This window comes from Thioflexithrix psekupsensis (assembly GCF_002149925.1).
Taxonomy (GTDB): Bacteria; Pseudomonadota; Gammaproteobacteria; order Beggiatoales; family Beggiatoaceae; genus Thioflexithrix; species Thioflexithrix psekupsensis.
The window spans coordinates 107418-130568 of sequence record NZ_MSLT01000018.1; the positions used below are offsets into that span (position 1 = coordinate 107418).

19 protein-coding genes are annotated in these 23151 nt (G+C 43.0%); 15 read left to right on the forward strand and 4 right to left on the reverse strand.

Annotated elements, in window-relative coordinates:
• Positions 1–3 precede the first annotated feature (3 nt).
• From kdsA to TPSD3_RS10875, 3 genes are all read left to right on the forward strand, one after another.
• The gene (kdsA, locus tag TPSD3_RS10865) at positions 4–837 is read left to right on the forward strand and encodes a 3-deoxy-8-phosphooctulonate synthase (protein ID WP_086488568.1); all 834 of its coding nucleotides are present in this window, start codon (positions 4–6) and stop codon (positions 835–837) included.
• The gene (locus TPSD3_RS10870) at positions 827–1186 is read left to right on the forward strand and encodes a hypothetical protein (protein ID WP_086488569.1); all 360 of its coding nucleotides are present in this window, start codon (positions 827–829) and stop codon (positions 1184–1186) included. The genes kdsA and TPSD3_RS10870 overlap by 11 nt, the downstream gene beginning before the upstream one ends.
• A 96-nt stretch (positions 1187–1282) precedes the next feature.
• The gene (locus TPSD3_RS10875) at positions 1283–3058 is read left to right on the forward strand and encodes an AAA family ATPase (RefSeq protein ID WP_086488570.1); all 1776 of its coding nucleotides are present in this window, start codon (positions 1283–1285) and stop codon (positions 3056–3058) included.
• A 574-nt stretch (positions 3059–3632) separates the two neighbouring features.
• On the opposite strand, the gene TPSD3_RS10880 is transcribed toward TPSD3_RS10875, so the two are convergent.
• Positions 3633–4664, reverse strand: coding sequence for an IS630 family transposase (locus TPSD3_RS10880; RefSeq protein WP_086486662.1), 1032 nt, complete (start codon positions 4662–4664; stop codon positions 3633–3635).
• 79 nt (positions 4665–4743) lie between these two features.
• Between TPSD3_RS10880 and TPSD3_RS10885 the strand changes: the two genes are divergently transcribed.
• The 3 genes from TPSD3_RS10885 to TPSD3_RS10900 all read left to right on the forward strand — a co-directional run bounded on the left by TPSD3_RS10885 (position 4744) and on the right by TPSD3_RS10900 (position 11662).
• Entirely contained in the window at positions 4744–5463 is a 720-nt protein-coding gene (locus tag TPSD3_RS10885; RefSeq protein WP_086488571.1) for a hypothetical protein, read from the forward strand.
• 707 nt (positions 5464–6170) lie between these two features.
• Entirely contained in the window at positions 6171–9773 is a 3603-nt protein-coding gene (locus TPSD3_RS10895; protein ID WP_140048539.1) for an Ig-like domain-containing protein, read from the forward strand.
• 101 nt (positions 9774–9874) lie between these two features.
• On the forward strand, positions 9875–11662 hold the full coding sequence (locus tag TPSD3_RS10900; protein WP_086488800.1) for an AAA family ATPase: 1788 nt from the start codon (positions 9875–9877) through the stop codon (positions 11660–11662).
• A gap of 85 nt (positions 11663–11747) precedes the next feature.
• Here TPSD3_RS10900 and TPSD3_RS10905 read toward each other — a convergent pair whose 3' ends face one another.
• Positions 11748–12965, reverse strand: a complete 1218-nt coding sequence (locus TPSD3_RS10905) for a type I restriction endonuclease (protein ID WP_217884442.1) — start codon at positions 12963–12965, stop codon at positions 11748–11750.
• Between the two features lie 218 nt (positions 12966–13183).
• On the opposite strand from TPSD3_RS10905, the gene rsxA reads away from it, so the two are divergent.
• The 8 genes from rsxA to TPSD3_RS10945 all read left to right on the forward strand — a co-directional run bounded on the left by rsxA (position 13184) and on the right by TPSD3_RS10945 (position 19731).
• On the forward strand, positions 13184–13765 hold the full coding sequence (gene rsxA, locus TPSD3_RS10910) for an electron transport complex subunit RsxA (protein WP_086488575.1): 582 nt from the start codon (positions 13184–13186) through the stop codon (positions 13763–13765).
• Positions 13766–13781: 16 nt separating this feature from the next.
• Complete coding sequence (gene rsxB / locus TPSD3_RS10915; RefSeq protein ID WP_086488576.1) at positions 13782–14321, forward strand: electron transport complex subunit RsxB; 540 nt, start codon at positions 13782–13784, stop codon at positions 14319–14321.
• A 42-nt stretch (positions 14322–14363) separates the two neighbouring features.
• Positions 14364–15869, forward strand: a complete 1506-nt coding sequence (rsxC, locus tag TPSD3_RS10920) for an electron transport complex subunit RsxC (protein ID WP_245391576.1) — start codon at positions 14364–14366, stop codon at positions 15867–15869.
• Positions 15866–16945, forward strand: a complete 1080-nt coding sequence (locus tag TPSD3_RS10925) for an RnfABCDGE type electron transport complex subunit D (protein WP_086488578.1) — start codon at positions 15866–15868, stop codon at positions 16943–16945. Before rsxC ends, TPSD3_RS10925 begins: the two co-directional genes overlap by 4 nt.
• 8 nt (positions 16946–16953) lie before the next feature.
• Complete coding sequence (gene rsxG / locus TPSD3_RS10930) at positions 16954–17751, forward strand: electron transport complex subunit RsxG (protein ID WP_086488579.1); 798 nt, start codon at positions 16954–16956, stop codon at positions 17749–17751.
• Between the two features lie 34 nt (positions 17752–17785).
• Positions 17786–18478 carry an electron transport complex subunit E gene (locus tag TPSD3_RS10935; RefSeq protein ID WP_086488580.1) on the forward strand — a complete coding sequence of 231 codons (693 nt, stop codon included), beginning with the start codon at positions 17786–17788 and terminating at the stop codon, positions 18476–18478.
• Positions 18479–18490: 12 nt separating this feature from the next.
• Complete coding sequence (locus TPSD3_RS10940; protein ID WP_086488581.1) at positions 18491–18793, forward strand: RnfH family protein; 303 nt, start codon at positions 18491–18493, stop codon at positions 18791–18793.
• Positions 18794–18864: 71 nt separating this feature from the next.
• Positions 18865–19731, forward strand: a complete 867-nt coding sequence (locus tag TPSD3_RS10945) for an SIR2 family protein (protein ID WP_086488582.1) — start codon at positions 18865–18867, stop codon at positions 19729–19731.
• 168 nt (positions 19732–19899) lie between these two features.
• On the opposite strand, the gene TPSD3_RS10950 is transcribed toward TPSD3_RS10945, so the two are convergent.
• Both TPSD3_RS10950 and dksA read right to left on the reverse strand, forming a co-directional pair.
• Complete coding sequence (locus TPSD3_RS10950; RefSeq protein WP_086488583.1) at positions 19900–20217, reverse strand: DMT family transporter; 318 nt, start codon at positions 20215–20217, stop codon at positions 19900–19902.
• A gap of 43 nt (positions 20218–20260) precedes the next feature.
• The gene (dksA, locus tag TPSD3_RS10955; RefSeq protein ID WP_086488584.1) at positions 20261–20677 is read right to left on the reverse strand and encodes an RNA polymerase-binding protein DksA; all 417 of its coding nucleotides are present in this window, start codon (positions 20675–20677) and stop codon (positions 20261–20263) included.
• A gap of 447 nt (positions 20678–21124) precedes the next feature.
• Between dksA and gspD the strand changes: the two genes are divergently transcribed.
• On the forward strand, positions 21125–23134 hold the full coding sequence (gspD, locus tag TPSD3_RS10960; RefSeq protein WP_086488585.1) for a type II secretion system secretin GspD: 2010 nt from the start codon (positions 21125–21127) through the stop codon (positions 23132–23134).
• Positions 23135–23151 lie beyond the last annotated feature (17 nt).

Sequence of the window (23151 nt, forward strand, 5' to 3'; positions counted from 1 at the left end):
TTTATGAATTTATGTGGATTTGAAGTAGGACTGACCCAGCCTTTTTTCCTCATTGCGGGGACTTGTGTCGTCGAATCAGAACAGTTGGCCATTGATACCGCAGGCGAATTGCAAGCGATCACGCGGGATTTAGGCATTCCATTTATTTATAAGTCTTCTTTTGACAAAGCCAATCGCTCTTCTCACCAGAGTTTTCGTGGTTTGGGTGTAGAAGAGGGGTTACGTATTTTGGCTGAAGTGAAGCGTCAAGTGGGCGTGCCGATATTAACCGATGTGCATGAGGATACGCCGCTAGAGGAAGTTGCCAGTGTGGTCGATGTTTTACAAACGCCGGCATTTTTGTGTCGCCAGACTAATTTTATTCAAAAAGTGGCTGCGCTGGGTTTGCCTGTAAACATAAAAAAAGGGCAGTTTCTCGCCCCGTGGGATATGAAACACGTCGCCGCCAAAGCCCAAGCCGTTGGCAATACGCAAATTATGGTGTGTGAACGCGGAGTGTCTTTTGGTTACAACAACTTAGTGTCTGATATGCGGTCTTTGGCGGTGATGCGTGAGACAGGTTGTCCTGTAGTATTTGATGCCACGCATTCGGTGCAATTACCGGGTGGATTGGGACAGGCTTCCGGGGGACAACGGGCATTTGTGCCTGTTTTGGCGCGGGCAGCGGTGGCAGTGGGGATTTCAGGCTTGTTTATGGAAACCCATCCCAATCCCGATCAAGCCCTCAGCGATGGTCCCAATTCGTGGCCACTGGCAGAAATGAAAAATTTGCTTTACGTATTGAAACAATTAGATCAAGTTGTAAAAACAATAGGTTTTGCGGCTGATGAAAAATAAATATCTAAGAACCGCTGCGGCAGCAACAAATTACACTGAAATTTTTTGTTTAGATTGTGAACAGGTGGTGGGTTTGGAGTGGGCGTTGCAGCACCACAACACGTATTTACCGAATACTGAGATAGATCATCTATCAGTTTGTCCGATGTGTGGTGGTGGGCGTGTGATGCGCGGTGCTATTTTGCCTCAAGATTTTGAGGCAATTGCCGCCAGTTGGGACTTGATGGCTGCGGGAGAAACAGAAATATCCGATGCGCCCTCCCGCAATGAACAAGATAATATTGTCGATTTATCTCATTGGTTTGAGGCAGGACAGACAGCCACTTGTAACAAACCTAATCCGTTATGAGAATTAAATCAACCCCATAAAATAAAGCGACCCAGTGGTCGCTTTATTATTTATGCTACATTTAAAGCTAAATTTCCCCAAATTGGAGTGTAAAAAATGAAATTCCCTTATGGCATTAGTGATTTTAAAAAAATTATTGAGCAAAATCTTTTTTACGTTGATCGCACGGATCGCATTCCGTTATTAGAAGAAGCGGGTTATCAACTGCTATTTCTCCGCCCGCGCCGTTTTGGTAAAAGTTTATTGCTGAATATGTTATCGAATTATTACGATATGGCAAATGCAGACCAATTTGAAACCTTATTTGGCCATTTAGCCATTGGTAAGAAACCGACTGAGAAACATAATCAATATTTGGTAATGACTTGGGATTTTTCCAAAGTGGATGCGCGAGGGACAATCGAGGAGATACAGGGTCGATTGTATGATCATGTAAATAACAGTATTAAGGCATCTGCTGAAAAATATCAACTTGATGTCGTTATTAATAGGGGCAATGCCGTATCGTCTTTTGATGATTTTCTCCGAGCAAGCTGCGCTAAAAATCACAAACTTTATCTTTTTATAGACGAATACGATAATTTTGCCAACGAAGTCATGGCTTCAAAAGTCCATAATAATGATCGTTATGCGGATTTAGTTTATGGCGAAGGCATTTTAAAATCATTATTTAAAAATGTAAAAGCCGCCGCAGCAGGTAATGGATTAGATCGGGTTTTTATTACAGGAGTTTCACCTGTGATTATGGCGGATATTAGCAGCGGTTATAATGTCGCTACTAATATTTATCGTTATCCGCGTTTTAATGATTTGTGTGGTTTTAATGAGGCTGAAATTAAACAAGCATTACATCAAGTGGCTAATGAATGTCAGCAGAATGGAGAATTAGTGGATATTGAGGCCGCGATGAAAACCATGCGCCAATTTTATAATGGTTATTGTTTTAATCAGCATGATTTGACCTCAGTTTATAATCCTACTTTAGCCCTTTATTTTTTGAAAAATATTCAGGAAGAATGCCGCTATCCTGATGATTTATTAGATCATAATTTAGGTATGGATCGAGACCGTATTAATTATATCGCGCAATTGCCGAATGGCCCTGCATTAATTCAGCGAATTTGTGATGACAGTCAACAGGTTATCGTGCCGAAATTGCATGATCGCTTTGGGGTCAAAGATATGCTAGAGCAAGAGCAAACTCAAAATGAATTGGCTTCTTTACTCTATTATTTGGGCGTATTGACACAGGATAAAGTGGTGGATTTAGGCGAGTTGCAATTGCGTGTGCCTAATTTAGTGATTCGCAGTTTATATGTGGAGAAATTGCGCAAATTATTATTGCCCGATGTGCAATTAGATGATTATCGTCAAGCGAAAAATAATTTTTTTAAAACAGGCGATTTACAACCCTTATGCGAGTTTATTCAAGAACGACTGAATATTTTTAGTAATCGTGATTATCGTTGGGTCAATGAATTTGCGATTAAAACGGCGTTTATGATGTTATTGTTTGATGACCGTTTATATATTGTGGATTCAGAACCTGAATTAAAACGGCAATATGCGGATTTTACTTTAATTGCACGGCCTGATATGCGTAAATATGAGATGCTAGATCATTTAATGGAATTTAAATTTGTGAAATTAAATGATGTGAATTTTAGCGGGAAAGAAGTGCAACATTTATCGGAGAAAACATTGCAAGAATTACCCCAAGTGCAAACCGCATTCACCGCCGCATTTGCGCAATTAGAAACGTATAAACCGATTTTATTTGATCGTTATAATAAAGAGATATTGCACTTGCAAACAACGGCGGTGGTGGCGATTGGGTTTGAGCGGTTATTGTGGCGGAAAGCGGAGGAGTAAATATTTTTGTTTGGGTAAATAAAAAAGCGGCTTTCATGAGCCGCTTTTTTTTCTGTTTAATTCTGTAAATTGTAATTTATAAATCACTTTCATTCCCCCTTCATTTGATACCTGTCTTTCAATATATTTTAATATATTGTTATCATAAAAAAGTTTAATAGAAAAATAATTTAAATTAAATCAATGAGTTATATTTATACACATAATTTTTTTGCGTGTTCTTACAACTTTCGTGCTATTTACGGATCGTTGCATCTGAGTTAAGCTAATTTTAATTACTTTTAGTAATATTTAACAGTTGCTTAATTTATTTTTACGCATAACAATAATAATACTACAGTATTATAGTAAGTACACAAGCAAACACATTTATGCTATCAGTCTTACTTTTACATTTTCAGAATTTTGCATGGGTGGTTACAAACGCACCTTGGTTTAACATAACGCCGACTGAGTCGGGCGAAATTTTGGTAGTGTCGCTGTTACGTATTCCTTATGCGAAGAAAAACATTTCAGAACATATCTATACCAAAATTATGTGAGATATAAAAACAAATTAAGTTTTAATATCTAGCTAGATATTAGGTATAAGATACTGTTTAATTTTATTAAACTTAAACACTTTACCTGACAAAAAGGTCTCAAACATACTAGTGACTTCTTTAAAGCTTGATAGGCGATGAAAATTCTTTCTGACCCAATTCTTACCTTGAAGCCAAATATCCTCGACTGGATTTTGCTCTGGGGCATTAGGTGCAAATCTTAATAAACGAACTTTCCATTCTGATTCTGGAAGTCCCCCATTTAATTTCTCTAAATAAGTTCTTAAACCTTCAGAACGATGATAACTTGCACCATCCCAAATAATCACATGACGGGCTTCTTTATATCTGTAAATGAGCCAGTTAATAAAGTCTATCGTATATTTTGTATCAGCTTTCTTTGCCCTATCTAAAATAAATTCTCCCGTATAAATATTCACCGCTCCATACCACGTTTGAGAAGTGCGATAATTACTCATCTTTATTGACGTTCTTTCTCCTTTTTTCGACCAAACATAACCACAAATATCTCCCCACAACTGATGGCTTTCGTCTTGCATCCAGTACATTACCTCTCCACTTTCTATCTGTTCACGCTCCTTATCTATTAAATCCTTAATCTCTTTTTTTTTAGCTTCTACTTTTACCTCATCTTTTGCCGAATTCTCTTTGTGTGTCTTCTTATAACTTAAATTCGCTTCTTCTAATAATTTAGTATAAGAAGTATTTGAAGAATAGAAAACATCATACTCCTCTTTTAAGTATCTCTTTAGTTCCTCTATTGTTATTGTCTTCTTTTCTTGTATCCAATTAATCACATCTTCTCGTTCACGCGGCTTTAAATACCCTGGCGAGCCTTTATACGCTAACTTTAATCCTTCCACCCCTGACGCTAAATAAATGGCTTTCCATTTATCCACAAATTGCACACTGACACAACACGCTAAAGCCGCTTCCGCACGCACAAAACCAAGCAAAGACATTCTTACTGCCATCGCTCGCTTCACTTCTCTCGCTTCACCTGTTGACATTAATTCTTCTAAATCTTCATATCTTTTGTTCATTATTCTCTCCTATTTGAAAAGTATTATTATACGACTCTGAAAAAATTGGTATATCATACTCAAAATGAGGTTACATACAGTGTTACAAAAATTCTTTTCTGGTTTGCAATCTCAGAATACCATTTATCCCAGCGGTCATCTGCAAGCTATTGATTTACCAGCTAATCATTCGGGAATCCGTGAAACTCGTTGTGCCGAAGATGGCTTTGATTTCTTAGGCAAGCGCATTTTACCCATCGATGTACTCCCATCTCAAGCCGCGCTGTCACGTATGCAAAAGAACACTGTCCGGCGTTATGAGCAGGGTACGTCTAAACAGCGCGTCTGGAAGTATTGGGTGCTATGGCTGGGATGGATATTTGGGACCAGTTTTGGGGTTCACGTTTCGGCGGCACCCTGCGTTGATATTGGATTCAACGCAGTAGGAGGTGCGTGCGTTTGCGACAACGCTGGTCTCGACCCGTCGTACGCGGCCAACTGGAATGTAAATGTGATCCCTCCTTACAACGGCATATTCATGAACAATAATGCCGTGAACGTAAGATACTGCGCCAACGACACGGACACCATCTGCACCACGAACCCACCAGGGTCTTTGTCTGACGGCTCCACCCTCTACTTAAAGCGTGTTTCTGATAATACCTACTACAAATGCCCTATCATATACGGCTCTAACCCTGTGTCCGAGTACTATACACCGACCACATCGACACCTCCATCTACACCCATTTCCGCTTCCATCTTAGACTTCAACCAACCCGCTGTGATTTTTAGCAAAGAAATCAAAGTGATGGAATAAGTTTTAGTCGGGCGAAATTTTGGTAGTGTCGCTGTTACGTATTCCTTATGCGAAGAAAAACATTTCAGAACATATCTATCATATTCAAAATGAGACCACATATAGTGTTACAAAAACTCTTTTCTGGTTTACAATCTCAGAAGACCATTTATCCCAGTGGTCATCTGCAAGCGATTGATTTACCAGCTAATCATTCGGAAATCCGTGAAATTCGTTGTGCCGAAGATGGCTTTGATTTCTTAGGCAAGCGCATTTTACCCATCGGTGTACTCCCGTTTCAAGCCGCGCTGTCACGTATGCAAAAGAACACTGTCCGGCTTTATGAGCAGGGTGCGTCTAAACAGCGCGTCTGGAAGTATTGGGTGCTGTGGCTGGGGTGGATATTTGGGACCGGACTCCCGATGATAACCTCCGCCGGTACTTGTGAGCAAATCGGTTCAGATATAGAACAATTTTGTCACTGCCAACTCACCGGGTCATCGAACGACTCCACTGCGGGTGGCTGGACCCTTCAACCTACTGAATCACATAACACTGGGGATTCGACTGGCCTCTTTGATATCAATGTCTCCTATTGTCGTGACGATAGCGATACCAATTGCACCGAGTCTCGACCGACACATTTAACTCACAATTCTACACTATTCCTCAAGCGGACGAGCGATGGTACTCACTACAAATGCGATGTCAAATACGGCTCTAATTTTGTGTCCGAATACTATACACCGACTATGGATACCGTCGCACCCACACTGTCACACGTAACTCCTGTAACTGCGCTTACTAGCAACAACACACCGAACTACACCTTTTCCAGCGACGAGACAGGAACAATCAGTTACAGTGGCAACTGTACTTCCACCACCACAGCAGCAGCGGTTGGCAATAATACCGTGACCTTCAACAGCCTGAGCGACGGCACACATAGCAACTGCACAATCAAAGTAACCGATGCCGCAGGTAATGTGTCTAACGAGTTGGCAGTGAGCAGTTTTACAGTAGATACTACCGCTCCCGCACTGTCACAGACTGCCCCAATCCCCAATCCCACTAACAACAACACACAGAACTACACCTTTTCCAGCGACGAGGCAGGTATAATCAGTTACAGCGGCAACTGTACTTCCACCACCACAGCAGCAACGGCTGGCAATAATACCGTGATCTTCAACAGCCTGAGTGACGGCGTACATAATAACTGTAAAATCACAGTAACTGATGACGCAGGTAATGTGTCTGACGAGTTGGCAGTGAGCAGTTTTACAGTAGATACCGTCGCACCCACGCTGTCACAAGTGACTCCTGTAACTGCACTTACTAGCAACAACACACCGAACTACATTTTTTCCAGCGACGAGACAGGAACAATCAGTTACAACGGCAACTGTAATTCAATAACCACAGCAGCAACGGCTGGCAATAATACTGTGACCTTCAACAGCCTGAGTGACGGCACACATAGCAATTGCAAAGTCAAAGTGACGGATGCCGCAGGTAATGTGTCTAACGAGTTGGCAGTGAGCAGTTTTACAGTAGATACCGTCGCACCGACAGTAACAATTGAACAAGCCAGCGCACAAAACGACCTCACCCCCGTCGCGCCCGTTTTGTTCACGGCGACGTTTAGTAAAGTAGTGAGCAACTTTGACAGTGCGGATGTGACAGTCGGCGGCACTGCACCCGGAGCCAGCGCGACAGTCACAGAAATCGCGCCGAATGATGGCACGACCTATCAAATCAGCGTATCAGGCATGACCGATGCGGGAACAGTGACAGTCAGTATTGCTGCCAATAAAGCGACCGATGCAGCAGGTAATGGCAACTCCGCCAGTACCAGTAAAGATAACGAAGTGACTTATAGCCCGCCCGCGAGCGTGAAAATCACAGGCAACCCAACGGCAACGGAAGATGGCAAAACAGGAACGTACAGCATCGCGTTAAGCCGTAGTCCAGACATGGGAAATACAGTCGTAATTAGCCTGACCCCTGACAACCAATGTACTGTGAATCCGACTAGCGTCTCGTTGTCCAATACTGATACAACAGCTATAACTGTGACTGCTGTAAATGACACCACGCCAGAAGGTGCGCATTCTTGCGTGATAAAACATCAGATCACAGCTATCAACGCATCATCAGTGACGGTTCTTGATTTCTTCATCAGCAAAGCGATGGCGGCTGACAGTAATTATTCCATTGGTATGGCAATCGCCGATATGACGGTGGCGATTACTGACAATGACTCTGGTGTAATTATCAATCCAGCCAGCGTGAATGCGGCTGAAAGCGGCGCGACAGGGGCTTATACGGTGGTTTTGAGTACCGAGCCTGCGTTGGATGTCACAATCACGCTGACTCCCAATGCGCAAGTGACTACAAGACCTGCCACTGTGACCTTTACCCATACCAACTGGAACACACCGCAAACGGTGACTGTAACCGCAGTGGATGACACCTCTGTGGAAGGCAATCACAGCGGCAGCGTGGCTCATGCCATCACCACAGGCGACGGCGACGGCGACGGCGGAAATTATCCCGACACGATGACGGTTGCCAGTGTCAATGTCAGCATTAGCGACAACGACAACCCACCATCTCCGCCTCCACCTCCGCCTACTGATAATACGTATTATAATTTAAACCTAAAAACCAATGGCAATGGTGAGGGCAAAATCACAGGAAAAACCACAGGTCAATACGCTAACGGCACTCTTATTGCGCTCAAAGCAGAACCTGCCGCCAACTCAACATTCGCTGCTTGGAATCCTGAGCATTGTGGTGATGTATTTTATCTCTCTGGAGAGACCACCTGTACAGCGACTTTTAATCTCAAAACATTTCATTTAAGTACAGATAAAGCGGGCAGTGGCAGTGGGCAAATCACCGTAACACCACAAGGGAATAGCCACATCGCCAATACCACCATCACTTTAACGGCGATTCCAGAGAGTGGTTCTATTTTATCTCATTGGACACCGTCCAATTGTGCCAATGCGTTCCAACTGATTGCTGACACAAGCTGTACGGCTTGGTTTGAAACCGTCGTTGTGCCACAGCCAGAACCACAGCCACAGCCACAGCCAGAACCACAACCCGAAAGCACACCGCCGCAATTAATCAAGCCATTACCTGATTACGTCATGACTTTAGGTAACAGTTTATCGCCGCTCATGCTGGATGAGTATTTCAGTGGTCATGATGTATTAAACTATCAAGTTGTTTCCAGTCCGCAGATTGACATGGCATCAATCCACGCCAATCAACTGCACTTTAACCATCACTTGCTACAAATTGGCACTGTGTCTTTTGTGGTTCGTGCAACTGACGGCCGACATCTTTTTACTGAGGATACTTTTTTGCTGACGGTCGGCAGTCCAGAACCTGAGCCGCAAGAGCCACAACCTGAGCCAATCCCACAACCCAAACCAGAAACACCGATGTCAACAGTCAGTGCTACAGTCGATTGTCCTGTCAGTGCAATAGAATACAATCATACTTGCAATGCTCGTGGACAATTGATTGCTATCCAATATCTCATGCCGCAAGGCGTGGTGGCAGACGGCATCATTGATCAACGGATTGAAAACCAAGGTTGGTTAATCAATATCGAAGTCACCGCCAACGGTCACATTAAAGGTGGCAAACTGTCTGGCTATGTGAACAATAATGGCGTGATTGAAGACATTGAATTTAAAGGCAATACCTTACAAGGTGGTTTGTTAGGCGGACACATTCGCAACACCAGTTCGATCCATGGCGTATTAAAAAATGTCCAATTTAAAGCAGGCAGCATAGTAGAAGGCGGGCGTATTTCTGGTCAAATCAGCGGTGATCCTGTGAATCCTGTGCGTTTAAAAGGGGTCACTATTACTAACGGCAGCCAATTAAGTCACGCCATCATTGACAGTAACACTAAACTGCCTGAGCGTATCACTTTTGGTGAAGGTGTCCGTTTTGCTAATGATTTTCCTTGTCAAGTCAATGGGTTAAGCCTAAAAAATGGCACACAGTCTACTGTTTGTTTCAAGCGATTAAACGGCTTAATACAAATCACAATTAATCCTGACCATCGTGGTCAATGGGGTGAAGTGATTTTTGCGGCAGCCGACAATGCCGAACAAGCTTACAGCCACGATGGCGAAAACTGGCAACAAATCCCTATTGATGTCGCGGAAATATTAACTGCCAAAACCGTTGATCGTTTGCCGCTCACTTTAGAAGTTCCATTACCCGATTTAAGCGAATTTATTGCGGTTTACATTGGCTATCGTTTAGAAGATGGGGAAATTGTGTATTATCAGATAAAATAAGTGTTTTTTAAGCCAATTCCATAAAGCAAAGCGGCCAAATGGCCGCTTTTGTTATTTATGCTACACTTAAACGCAATTTTCCCCAAACTGGAGCGCAAAAAATGAAATTCCCTTATGGCATTAGTGATTTTAAAAAAATTATTGAGCAAAATCTTTTTTACGTTGATCGCACAGATCGCATTCCGTTATTAGAAGAAGCGGGTTATCAACTGCTCTTTCTCCGCCCGCGCCGCTTTGGTAAAAGTTTATTGCTGAATATGTTATCGAATTATTACAATGTGGCAAATGCAGACGAATTTGAAACCTTATTTGGCCATTTAGCCATTGGTAAGAAACCGACTGAGAAACATAATCAATATTTGGTGATGACTTGGGATTTTTCCTCAGTATTGCCGATGGGGTCAACTAACGAATTAAAAGATGCTTTATATCGCTATTTAAATGTGGTGATGGAGGATTTTGCGACAATCTATCAAGCCCAATTGAAACAGCCCATCAAAATGTATGATGATGCTGCTGCAAGTTTTTGGTCGCTCATCAATGCCGTCAAAGCATCAAATCACAAACTTTATCTTTTTATAGACGAATACGATAATTTTGCCAACGAAGTCATGGCTTCAAAAGTCCATAATAATGATCGTTATGCGGATTTAGTTTATGGCGAAGGCATTTTAAAATCATTATTTAAAAATGTAAAAGCCGCCGCAGCAGGTAATGGATTAGATCGGGTTTTTATTACAGGAGTTTCACCTGTGATTATGGCGGATATTAGCAGCGGTTATAATGTCGCTACTAATATTTATCGTTATCCGCGTTTTAATGATTTGTGTGGTTTTAATGAAGCTGAAATTAAACAAGCATTACATCAAGTCGCTAATGACTGTCAGCAGAATGGAGAATTAGTGGATATTGAGGCCGCGATGAAAACCATGCGCCAATTTTATAATGGTTATTGTTTTAATCAGCATGATTTGACCTCAGTTTATAATCCTACTTTAGCTCTTTATTTTTTGAAAAATCTTCAGGAAGAATGCCGCTATCCTGATGATTTATTAGACCATAATTTAGGTATGGATCGAGACCGTATTAATTACATTGCGCAATTGCCGAATGGCCCCGCATTAATTCAGCGAATTTGTGATGACAGTCAACAGGTTATCGTACCGAAATTACATGATCGCTTTGGGGTCAAAGATATGCTAGAGCAAGAGCAAACTCAAAATGAATTGGCTTCTTTACTCTATTATTTAGGCGTATTGACACAGGATAAAGTGGTGGATTTAGGTGAGTTGCAATTGCGTGTGCCTAATTTGGTGATTCGCAGTTTATATGTGGAGAAATTACGCAAATTATTATTGCCCGATGTGCAATTAGATGATTATCGTCAAGCGAAAAATAATTTTTTTAAAACAGGTGATTTACAACCCTTATGCGAGTTTATTCAAGAACGACTGAATATTTTTAGTAATCGTGATTATCGTTGGGTCAATGAATTTGCAATTAAAACAGCGTTTATGATGTTATTGTTTGATGATCGTCTTTACATTGTCGATTCAGAACCCGAATTAAAACGGCAATATGCCGATTTTACTTTAATTGCGCGGCCTGATATGCGTAAATATGAGATGCTAGATCATTTAATGGAGTTTAAATTTGTGAAATTAAGTGATGTGAATTTAAGCGGGAAAGAAGTGCAAAATTTATCGGAGAAAGCATTGCAAGAATTACCCCAAGTGCAAGCCGCATTCACCGCCGCATTTGCGCAATTAGAAACCTATCAACCGATTTTATTTGAGCGTTATGGAGAAGAGGTATTGCACTTGCAAACGACGGCGGTGGTGGCGGTTGGATTTGAGCGGTTATTGTGGCGAAAGTGGGAGAGTGAGTGAAGTTTTTTAGATTAAAAAACCAATTTAACGCACATGATGCTCTCATCCTTAGATGAGAGCATACAAAATGGAAAAACAAGATCACTTATTTAAGATAAGCTGCAAGGCTTGCTTTTAACCGATCAGCATAATTATAAATTGCATTCACATCTGGAATTAAAACTTTTTCTTCCTCTTTGGTATTGAAAAAACCAATCACCAAACGACCCGGATTATTAAAACGCAAACGACAAATTGGTTTTCTATTATTATCATCAAAAAGAATGGCACAATAACTCAGTGCATCTCGCATGGTGATGCGTTTGGGATCGACCAATTCGCGCAAAATAGAACGGATAATAAAGAAACCTTCCCACTCTTCTGTCGTTGTCACAATTTCAGATTCAGCCTGTTTTTTAGGCGTTTCTTTTGAGATTTCTTGATCTCCTGATTGTGGTTTTGTGGCTTCATTGGACATCGCTATTTTTAAGCGAGTATTAATTTTTTCAGCAATGAGCTGTTGAAATGCACGCGCAGTCACGGCTGCAAATTGTTCGCGCACCACTGGCGTGAAACGTTTACCCGCAATGAGATCGCCAGCCACCAGTTTAATAAAATCATCTGAAGGAGCAGTCATCCATTGGGTCAATATATTTTTAATGTGGCGGGCATATTTTAACTCATTGGCGGTGGTAAGAATTTTCTCCACATCAAAAGTTGTTTTAGCAAACTTGCTCAGTTCTTCTACTTCAGAATCCCTGAAATCTAATATATTAAATTCTAAAAATGGTTTTTCATCCATTTTATTAGGCTGTTCTAAATCAGTAAAAAACTGATAAACAATGCCATTTGTTAAAACAGCAAATCTGGCTTCAGTGACATGAAAATATCGGAAAAGTTGAGCTGCATGATTAATGTTTAATTCCGCCCCACATTTTTTACACTCAAAAATAAGGATAGGTTTGCCTTCTTTTAAAATGGCATAATCCACTTTCTCTCCTTTTTTAGTTCCAATATCTGCGGCTAATTCTGGAGTTACTTCTAATGGATCAAAGACGTTATATCCCAATGCTTGAATGAACGGCATAATAAAAGCATTTTTAGTGGCTTCTTCGGTTTGGATAATGTCTTTGGTGTTTTCGATACGCAAAGCGATGGCTTGTAAGTGGTCGATCAAATCCATGTTTTCCTCCATAAAAGGCTTGGTTTTAGTCAATACGTGCGACATTGTAAGGCCAATATTCATCCCAGACAATGCCCTGTCGCATAAGTTGTCATTCTTCTTTATCAAAAAGATAAGCCACACATTGTATTCATTTTTCAAACCCAAATCAACGCCAATGTGGAGTAAAACCCCTCTCCCCGCTTTGTTGTATTCGAGACAAAGCCCTTTTCCCCAATTGCTCAAAACCTCACAAAATACCCCTAAAATCCCCCGAAACTTTAAATTAACTTATTGATTAATAAATAAAAAATTCAATGGCACGCTTGATGCACTCTGGCGAATAAAGTCTATTCTTCAGACGATAAGGAATTGTGACCATGAATGAGTATCTGCTGTTATTAGTCACTACGGTGTTGATTAATAACGTTGTTTTGACCAAATTTTTAGGTTTATGTCCCTTTATGGGCGTTTCTAATAAATTGGATACCGCGTTAAGCATGGGCTTGGCAACGACGTTTGTTTTAACATTGGCTTCTATCGCCAGTTGGTTGCTTGAACACTGGTTATTAGTTCCTTTGGGTATCGAATTTTTACGTATCTTATCTTTTATTCTCGTCATCGCGGCCGTGGTGCAATTCACCGAAATGGTCATTCATAAAACCAGCCCTGTGTTATATCAAGTGCTGGGCATCTTTTTACCTTTAATTACAACCAATTGCGCAGTGTTAGGTGTGGCTTTGCTCACCGTACAAGACCATCTGACCTTTTTACAAAGCACAGTTTACGGTTTTGGATCCGCGGTGGGATTTACCTTAGTCATGGTGATTTTTGCAGGAATACGAGAACGCTTGGCGGTGACCAATGTTCCGTTTGCCTTCAGTGGTGCGCCTATCGCATTTATTACGGCTGGCTTATTGTCTATGGCGTTTATCGGATTTAGTGGCTTGAGTTTCAAATAATTCAGGAGCGTGCATCATGTTAGCGGCGATTATTTCTTTAACTTTATTAAGTTTAACGTTGGGTTTTGGATTGGGTTATGCGGCGCGGCTGTTTAAAGTCGAAACTAGCCCTGTTGTGGCAGAAATTGCGGCATTAATGCCGGGATCAAATTGTGGTCAGTGTGGTTTTCCCGGTTGCAATCCCGCGGCTGAAGCCATTGCCAACGGTCAAGCGGCAGTGACGTGTTGTCCGCCGGGCGGGAGAATGTTGGCTGAAGACATCGCGGCCTTGTTAGGTGTTACGGTTGATTTGTCTAACGTTGAAAAAAAAGCCCCGATGTTTGCGGCGATTGATGAAAAAACCTGTATTGGTTGTGCCAAGTGTATTAAACACTGTCCTACTGATGCCATTGTCGGCGCGCCTAAACAAATTCATGCTGTGATTCGGGATGCGTGTATTGGTTGTGAGGCGTGTATTGATGCTTGTCCTACGGAATGCCTACAAATGCACCCGTTTGAAGTGACCCTGAAAACCTGGCGTTGGCATAAACCCGTTCCCAGTGCCTTAGCCGCGTAAAGTCAAAAATCTGTGCAGCCGATTTTGAATGAGGATTTTAACATGATGAAATTATTCCGTTTTCGGGGTGGCGTGCATCCTGAAGGCCGCAAAGAGGCAACGACCCATAAACCCATTCAAGTCATGCCCATGCCTAAACGTCTGTACATTCCTGTACAACAACACATTGGCGCGCCCGCCGAGCCTCAAGTGGCGATTGGGGATAGCGTGCTAAAAGGTCAGCTCTTGGCACACAGTCAAGGCGCGGTGTCTGCGCCGATTCACGCGCCGACTTCGGGTTGTATTGTGGACATTAGCGATTATCCTGCGCCACATCCTTCTGGGCTGCCGGTGCGCACGGTGGTTTTAGAATCAGATGGCTTGGATCAGTGGGTGGACAGTCCCGTTGTTCCCTTAGACCCTTATAACTTATCTACCGATGAAATCGCGGTGCGAGTCGGGGCGGCTGGGATTGTTGGCATGGGTGGCGCGACTTTTCCCGCCGCGGTCAAGTTAAAACTCGGTAAACGCAGCAAAATCGATACGTTATTGATCAACGGGGGCGAATGTGAACCGTATTTAACGTGTGATGATCGCTTAATGCAGGAAAAACCAGAAGCCATCATCGAAGGCGCACGGGTCATGATGCGCGCCATACAAGCCAATCAAACGTTTTTAGTTGTCGAAGACAATAAGCCCGCGGCCATTGCCGCATTGAAAAAAGCCTGTGAACGTGCTGCGGATATTAAAGTGGTGGTAGTGCCGTCGCGTTATCCGATGGGGTCGGAAAAACACATGATTAAAACGGTCACGGGCAAAGAAGTGCCTGCGGGCGGTTTGGGTGCGGATGTGGGCGTGTTGGTGCATAACATGGGAACGGCTTATGCGGTACAACATGCGGTCAAATTAGGACGGCCGTTAATTTCTCGCGTCGTCACCGTAGGCGGCGGCGCGGTATCACAACCGCAAAATGTAGAAGTGCCTGTAGGCGCATTACTCAGTGATGTGATTGAATTTTGCGGCGGTCTAACCGAAATGCCCGCACGAATCATCATGGGCGGTCCCATGATGGGACAAGTGATTCCTTATTTACAAGTCCCTGTAGTCAAAGGCACAAGCGGCATTATCGCTTTAACAGCCGATGAAATTAATCAACAAACCACCATGCCATGTATTCGTTGTGGGCGTTGTGTGGAGGCGTGTCCCTGTGGTCTGTTGCCGTTGCAAATGGCCGCCCAAGCGCGTGCAGGAAATTTGGATAATGTCGTCGATTTGGGTTTATTGGATTGTGTGGCGTGTGGGTGTTGTTCTTACGTGTGTCCTTCGCATATTCCATTGGTACAATATTTTAATTATGCCAAAGGCGAATTAACTGCACGTCAGCAAGCCAAACATAAGAGTCAAGAAAATAAACGCTTAGTTGAACAAAAAAATGAACGCTTAGAACGAGCGCGTTTGGCGCGTGAAGAAGCCGCCGCCCGCCGTAAAGCCGAAGCCGAAGCCAAAAAACGAGCGGCTGAGTTAGAAAAAGCCCGTAAACAAGCAGAAAAAGCGGCAGAATCAGCATGAATACAATAGTTAATCCTTTGGTCAGTGGCCCTCATACTCACGCGGCGATTTCCGTCCCTATGGTGATGCGGCAGGTGATTTATGCCATTTTGCCGGCGTTGATTTTTGGCGTGGTGATTTTTGGTTGGCCGTCGTTGTGGTTGATTTTGATTTCTGTCGCCACTGCTTTGGCCACAGAAGCCCTTGCTTTATATCTGTTTAATAAGCCGATTAAACCCTTTTTAAATGATGGTTCTGTGGTGTTGACGGGCTTATTGATCGCCATGACTTTGCCGCCGTGGGCCCCGTGGTGGATTGCGGTTATTGGGGTTAGTTTTGCGGTGTTGATTGGCAAGCATTTGTTTGGTGGATTGGGACAAAATGTGTTTAATCCGGCGATGTTGGCGCGAGTCATGTTGTTGGTTGCGTTTCCACTCGAACTCACGACGTGGATTAATCCCACGCCCTTATTTACAGAAGGCGCGCCCAGTTTACTGGAAAGTTTAGCGATTACTTTTGGCGGTGTGATTCCCGCCGATGCTTATACAGGTGCAACGCCCTTAGGTCATCTGAAAACCGAATTGACTTTAAATCATACCGTTAGCGAAGTCTTATCCACTTACAGTTATTGGGATTCGCTGTTGGGTTGGACGGGAGGCAGTTTGGGAGAAATGTCGGCCATTTTGCTGTTATTAGGCGGTATTTATCTGCTAATTCGGCGAATTATTACTTGGCACATTCCTGTTTCTATTCTTGCCACTTCTTTCTTATTGGCGACGATTTTTAATTTGATTTCGCCGGATCGTTATGCCGATGGTTTATTTCACATGTTGAATGGGGGCGCAATTTTGGTGGCATTTTTTATTGCCACAGACCCGGTCACTGCGCCTTCTACGCCTCGCGGACAAATTTTATTTGGCGTGGGAATTGGGATTATTGAATATGTGGTACGGACGTGGGGGTCTTTCCCTGAAGGCGTGGGTTTTGCTGTATTATTAATGAATGCCATTACGCCATTGATCGATCATTATGTGCGGCCGCGTATCTACGGGCGGACGCGCACGGGTAAACCTTTAGAAGTCAATCGTCAGGGGTAATCGTCACAATGAATACACAAAAAGTCCCCAGTTATCGCAATCGAATTGGTTATCACGGTGGATTACTTGGCGGTGTGGGGTTAATTGCCAGCATGGCGATTGTCATCGCCGACATTGAGACCCGCGATGCCATCACCTTAGCCAAAGCCAATGATCAAAAAGCTTCATTAGCTCAAGTCATTCCCGCGGCTTTACACCATAATGATTTATTAAAAGATACCTTCTCCATTCCACAAGACAATGCGCCACCGAAAACGGTTTTTTTAGCGCGAGATGAAAATGGAATAGTTTCTGCGGCGGCTTATGAAATGTCGGGATATGGTTATTCGGGCAAAATCAGTGTGATTATGGGTGTAGATCGTTCGGGTCAGATTTTGGGCGTGCGCACTTTGTCTCACAGTGAAACGCCGGGCTTGGGCGATAAAATTGAAGTGGCGAAAGATGATTGGGTGTTGTCGTTCGACGGTAAATCGTTGTCCGATCCAACTCCTGAATTATGGGGCGTGAAAAAAGATCACGGGGTTTTTGATCAATTTACCGGTGCGACGATTACGCCACGGGCTTACGTGCGCATTGTCAAAGAAGGTTTAGATTTTTTTGCCCAGCATCAAACGGAAATTATTGGGCGCACCCCGCCTGATTTAAGTAACCAGACAGAATCAAGTACGCCACCGCCGCCCAGTGCGCCTGTGAATCGTGGCCGCGGCAATGTCAGCAGTAGTTCTACTCCTGCGCCCAGTGAGCCAAGTAAAACGAGTGAATCCGTCGTTCCCACAGAAACAGAAGCGGCGACACCTCAAGAGTAAGACGATATGTTAGATACTTCAAAAGGAAACGGTTATGGCAGAAGTCAGTTATAAAACCATCGCTCGTGATGGCTTGTGGAGTAATAATCCCATTTTGGCGCAGCAATTGGCTTTGTGTCCGTTGTTGGCTGTGACCACCAGTGCAACCAACGGCTTAGGCATGGGGTTGGCGACGTTGGTGGTGATTATGATGACATCACTGGTGATTTCGCTGTTTCGAGACATTATCACGCCAGAAGTACGAATTCCTGCTTTTATTCTGTTGATTGCTTCGGTGGTGACGGTGGTTGATTTGGTGATTAATGCGTTTTTGCATGATTTGTATAAAGTTTTGGGTTTATTTATTCCCCTGATTGTGACCAATTGTGTGATTTTGGGTCGTGCAGAGGCTTTTGCGTCTCGCCATAAAATTATGCCATCTTTGGCGGATGGTTTTATGATGGGGTTAGGTTTTACATTAGTACTGGTTTTATTGGGCGCAATTCGGGAAATTATTGGCAGTGGAACTTTATTTGCGAATGCGTCGTTATTATTAGGACAAACTTTTGCATTTTTAGAATTGGTCATTATCCCTGATTATCGCGGTTATTTAATTATGATTTTACCGCCAGGGGGATTTTTGGTCATGGGCTTTTTAATGGCGGGCAAAAGAATTATTGATGCCCGTGCTGAAGAACGGCAGAAATTAGCCGTCACATTAACTGTTGCTGATTCTGCTGCGAAATAAGGAGTTATTCTCGTGAATATCGGAGTTACTTACGCCACCGCAGAACAACAATTATGGCTGCGTTTAGAAGTACCAGAAGGCAGTACGGTATTGGAAGCCATTGAACGTTCAGGTATTTTAACCCGTTTTCCCAGTATCGATTTAAAAAAACAAAAGGTCGGTATTTTCGGACGAATTGTCAAATTAGATACGGTATTAGAAGACAGTGATCGGGTAGAAATTTATCGCACCATTATTGCTGATCCTAAAACCGTAAAACGTCGGGATATGGTCGATGATGACGATGATGACGATGACGACGACGACGATGATTAATGGCTATTCAGTTACCCTTTTCTTTTTTTAGCAAAAAATGCCAAGTCGGCAAAACAGGAACATAATCACTTATGACGGATACCACATTTACTGCGCTCATTGACGGGCTAAAAGCAGGACAAATTGTACCTTATTTAGGAGCTTACGCGCTGGATGGGGCAGTCAATACTCAAACCGGTGAGCCAATTCCTGCTGACAGTGATAGCTTGATTTTAGCCATGAATAATGGCCAACCGATGTCGCCTAAATTAATGTATGAATTTCCTCGTGCGGCAATGAATCAGGAATTAAAACGCGGTCGTTCTTTTCTCAGTAAATTCTTAACGCAATTATACGGTGAAACGGAATGGACAACGCCTGTTCTTTACGATTGGTTAGCGGGTTTAAATTTACCTTATCTTATCGATATTAATCGAGATACTTTACTACAACAGAATTATGCCCAGCGGGATCATATGTTAATTGTGGGAATTTCGCGCACGGGTGGAACGGATTACCGTTTTCGTTTGTTTGTATATCGTGTGGGCGCGGGTTATGAAGAAGTGACGCTGGAAAACGCGCCTGCGGGTTTACCGATTTTGTTTAAACCGATGGGAACGCCAAAACCTGATCCCACTTATATTGCTTCTGATGCGGATTATGTGGATTATATTACGGAATTAATGGGCGGTTTCGCCATTCCCGATTTTCTCAAAACTTATCGCAAAGAAAAACAATATTTGTTGTTAGGAATGCGTTTGACACGGGATACAGAGCGGATGGTATTAAGCGATATTATTTATGCCGCCGCTCAACCAATCACCGGTTGGGCGTTAATTCCCGACGCGACAGAGAAAGAAGTCCGTTTTTGTAAACGCATCGGCATTGAAGTCATCGACGCAGGCGTGCCTGAGTTGTTGAGCGCGGCGGGCGTGGAGAGTGCTTTAGAAACGGTTTGATATTATTGGAATTATTGTCGGTTTAATCAACACAACAAGACAAGTGACACTTTTTTGTGGGACTTATTTTGTTGTGTTTCTTCAAGCTTGTTATTAAGTGGCGAGACTGTATCAGTCGCGGTCAAGCTACCTTGTCAACTTTGTTAGCTCCCATGATAACGTTAAACATTAATGAGAAAGTTTAAGCGTAGCAACCCCTGCGACAATTAACCCCACTCCCAGATAACGCCCCAAACTGCCGGGATCGCCGTAGAAAAGAACTCCCACAAAAAAAGTTCCCGCCGCACCAATCCCTGTCCATATTGCGTAAGAGGTTCCGATGGGAATTTCTTTTTGCGCCAGCCACAGAAAAAAACCACTAAGCCCCACAAAAATAACCGCAATCACAATGCCGATAATTCTTGTTTCCGTCTCCTGCGCCATCTTCAATCCCACCGGCCAGCCAATTTCAAATACCCCCGCCAACAGTAAATAGATCCAAGCCATAATACATTTATCCTACCGTAAATGGTGACATTTTTTGGATTGTTTACTGACGTTCTCGATCTTCGGATGCGGTTTTGCAATCAATGCACAAGGTAGCCGTCGGCCGCGCTTCTAAGCGTCGCAAACCAATCTCCACCCCACAATTGGCACAATAACCGTAATCTCCCCTCTCAATTAAATGCAGAGATTCATCAATTTTACGGATAAGTTTACGTTCTCGATCACGGGCGCGTAATGACAAGGTCAATTCTTCCTCTTGCGAGGCGCGATCATTAGGGTCTGGAAAATGGACATTTTCTTGCTGCATCGAAGCAACAGTGCGATCCACTTCACACATGAGACGGTGTTTCCAACGCAATAAATATTGACGAAAATGATTGCGCTGTGCGTCTGACATGTAATCCTCATCAGCTTGTATTTGATAAGGGATGAAATCAGGATCAAGGGTAGAGTCTGACATGCGTTACAGTTTTCCCAACAAAAAGGCGAAAATAGGCCACGTTATCGATGATAAGAGCTGATTTTGGTGGCTTTATCGACAAGCATCAACCATCAATTACAATCAATTAAGGTGAATTTATGGTTTTTTTAAAGCAATTATTTGGGGTAATAAGGTAAAATCTTTGCGATCATATCATTACTCCCCTTGCATTTCTAGCTTTAAGCTGTAAAAATAGTTGGAGGGAATAAACCGTTTATCAGTCATAACTTATTGTAAAAAATAGAACTATTCGTAATAAAAAACAAAACCAATCATGTCAAATTACCCGCATTTGTTTAATCAATCATTGTCACGCCATCCAACCTAGCTATTTTGAGAATTCTTACCCTTGCCGAATGCTACTCCCGACAAACGTTTATTTTACAATAAAACCCTGATGTATTTAAAACTTCAATCGGATTCACCATGCAACGTATTTTAATTTTGCTTAGTATTGGTTTGTTGTTGTTATCAAGTGAGGCGATGGCGCAGAAAGTCACGCTTAATTTTAAGGGGATGGACATTAACCTCTTGATTGATACCGTCTCAGAGGTGACGAATAAAACCTTTATCGTGGATCCCAGAGTTAAAGCCACTGTCACCGTAGTGTCTTCCAATCCAATGGACAGTGAGGAAGTTTATGAGGTTTTTTTATCCATATTGAGCGTACACGGTTTTAGTGCGATTGATACGGGAACGGCGATTAAAATTATTCCTGACAGTCTCGCCAAATCCGAAAATACACCCGTTCTCAACGGTCATCCGGTGCGCGGTGCCGAATTAGTGACCCAAATTATCAAAGTCAACCACGTTTCTGCGGCGCAACTTATTCCATTACTGCGGCCGCTTGTTCCCCAACAAGGTCATTTGGTGGCCTATCCTCCTAATAATACTTTGATTATTTCTGACATTGCTGACAATGTCAATCGCATCATGAGAATCGTGCAACGCATTGATCAAGCAGAAGATCGAGATATAGATGTGATGGTTTTAGACCATGCGGCGGCGACCGAAGTGGTGCGTATTTTGACCACGTTGGAACAACAAAGCAGTGCCGCAGCCGCTGCCAGTAGCGGCGGAACACCACCATCTCAAGCCACATTGATCGCAGATGAACGCACTAACAGTATTCTCATTAGCGGTGATCGCAACGCCCGCTTGCGCATGAAAACCTTGATTTCCCATTTAGATACGCCCTTAAAAAGTGTAGGCAATACTAAGGTGGTGTTTTTACGCTACGCGCAAGCGGCTAAATTGGTTGATATTTTAAAAGGAACAACCGACAGTTTACTGTCCCAACAAACCGACGGCACCAATTCCCCAGATAACACCACCACCCAAATTCAAGCCGATGAAACCACTAACAGCTTGATCATTACCGCTGCGCCCGATATTTTAAAAAATTTGGAATCCGTGATTCGGCAATTAGATGTGCGACGCGCTCAAGTGTTGGTTGAAGCCATTATTGCTGATATTACAACAGACATGAGCCGAGAATTGGGGATTCAATGGATTTTAGACGGTTCATCCAATAACACAATTCCCATTGGCGCGACTAATTTTTCTAATGCAGGCAACAGTATTATTGATTTAGCGGGCGCGGCTTATCAAATTAATCGCGGCAGTGGCGGCAGTATACCGACTTTATCGCCGGGGGCTTTCTTGGGTTTGGGACGCTTTACGGGGAATACGGTTAATTTTGGTGTATTATTACGAGCGTTGGCTTCAGACACCAATGCCAATATTTTATCCACCCCCTCCTTATTAACATTAGATAATCAAGAAGCAGAAATTAAAGTCGGACAAAATGTCCCTTTTATCACCGGACAATACACCAGCACCGGTGCCGCCACCGGAACCACAAACCCCTTCCAAACCATTCAACGCGAAGATGTCGGCATTAAGTTAAAAGTGACCCCACAAATTAACGAAGGCAATGCCGTTAAATTAGACATTGAACAAGAAGTATCCAGCTTAACCCGCAGTGCCATCGCCACCGCCGACGTGGTCATTAATAAACGCACCATCAAAACTTCGGTGATTATTGAAGATGGCAATATGATTGTGTTAGGTGGTTTAATAGACGAAGATTTGCAACAAAATTCGCAAAAAGTACCGGGGTTAGGAGATTTACCTGTGGTGGGTCATTTATTTCGTTCTGAAAGTACGAAAAAAGTGAAACGAAATTTAATGGTTTTTTTGCGTCCCGTGATTTTGCGCGATGCCGCGACAGAAATGGCGGTCAGTTCAGAAAAATACAATTATATGCGCGCCAAACAATTGGATCAACGCGAACAAGGGGCTGCCTTGTTGCCTGCATCCGAAGTGCCGGTGATGTCAGAATTGAGTGATTTTCTGCGGGTTTTGCCCGGCCATGCTCCCATTCGTCCGGCGGCGATGAATGAACCCATGCCTGTTTTTGAAGCAGTGGATTAACCGCCATTGAAAATATA

Bases quoted from the DNA above. Each gene is read 5' to 3' on its own strand.
- kdsA (WP_086488568.1), top strand. From the start codon at position 4: ATGAATTTATGTGGATTTGAAGTAGGACTGACCCAGCCTTTTTTCCTC.
- TPSD3_RS10870 (WP_086488569.1), top strand. From the start codon at position 827: ATGAAAAATAAATATCTAAGAACCGCTGCGGCAGCAACAAATTACACT.
- TPSD3_RS10875 (WP_086488570.1), top strand. From the start codon at position 1,283: ATGAAATTCCCTTATGGCATTAGTGATTTTAAAAAAATTATTGAGCAA.
- TPSD3_RS10880 (WP_086486662.1), bottom strand. From the start codon at position 4,664: ATGAACAAAAGATATGAAGATTTAGAAGAATTAATGTCAACAGGTGAA.
- TPSD3_RS10900 (WP_086488800.1), top strand. From the start codon at position 9,875: ATGAAATTCCCTTATGGCATTAGTGATTTTAAAAAAATTATTGAGCAA.
- rsxA (WP_086488575.1), top strand. From the start codon at position 13,184: ATGAATGAGTATCTGCTGTTATTAGTCACTACGGTGTTGATTAATAAC.
- rsxB (WP_086488576.1), top strand. From the start codon at position 13,782: ATGTTAGCGGCGATTATTTCTTTAACTTTATTAAGTTTAACGTTGGGT.
- rsxC (WP_245391576.1), top strand. From the start codon at position 14,364: ATGATGAAATTATTCCGTTTTCGGGGTGGCGTGCATCCTGAAGGCCGC.
- TPSD3_RS10925 (WP_086488578.1), top strand. From the start codon at position 15,866: ATGAATACAATAGTTAATCCTTTGGTCAGTGGCCCTCATACTCACGCG.
- rsxG (WP_086488579.1), top strand. From the start codon at position 16,954: ATGAATACACAAAAAGTCCCCAGTTATCGCAATCGAATTGGTTATCAC.
- TPSD3_RS10935 (WP_086488580.1), top strand. From the start codon at position 17,786: ATGGCAGAAGTCAGTTATAAAACCATCGCTCGTGATGGCTTGTGGAGT.
- TPSD3_RS10945 (WP_086488582.1), top strand. From the start codon at position 18,865: ATGACGGATACCACATTTACTGCGCTCATTGACGGGCTAAAAGCAGGA.
- TPSD3_RS10950 (WP_086488583.1), bottom strand. From the start codon at position 20,217: ATGGCTTGGATCTATTTACTGTTGGCGGGGGTATTTGAAATTGGCTGG.
- dksA (WP_086488584.1), bottom strand. From the start codon at position 20,677: ATGTCAGACTCTACCCTTGATCCTGATTTCATCCCTTATCAAATACAA.
- gspD (WP_086488585.1), top strand. From the start codon at position 21,125: ATGCAACGTATTTTAATTTTGCTTAGTATTGGTTTGTTGTTGTTATCA.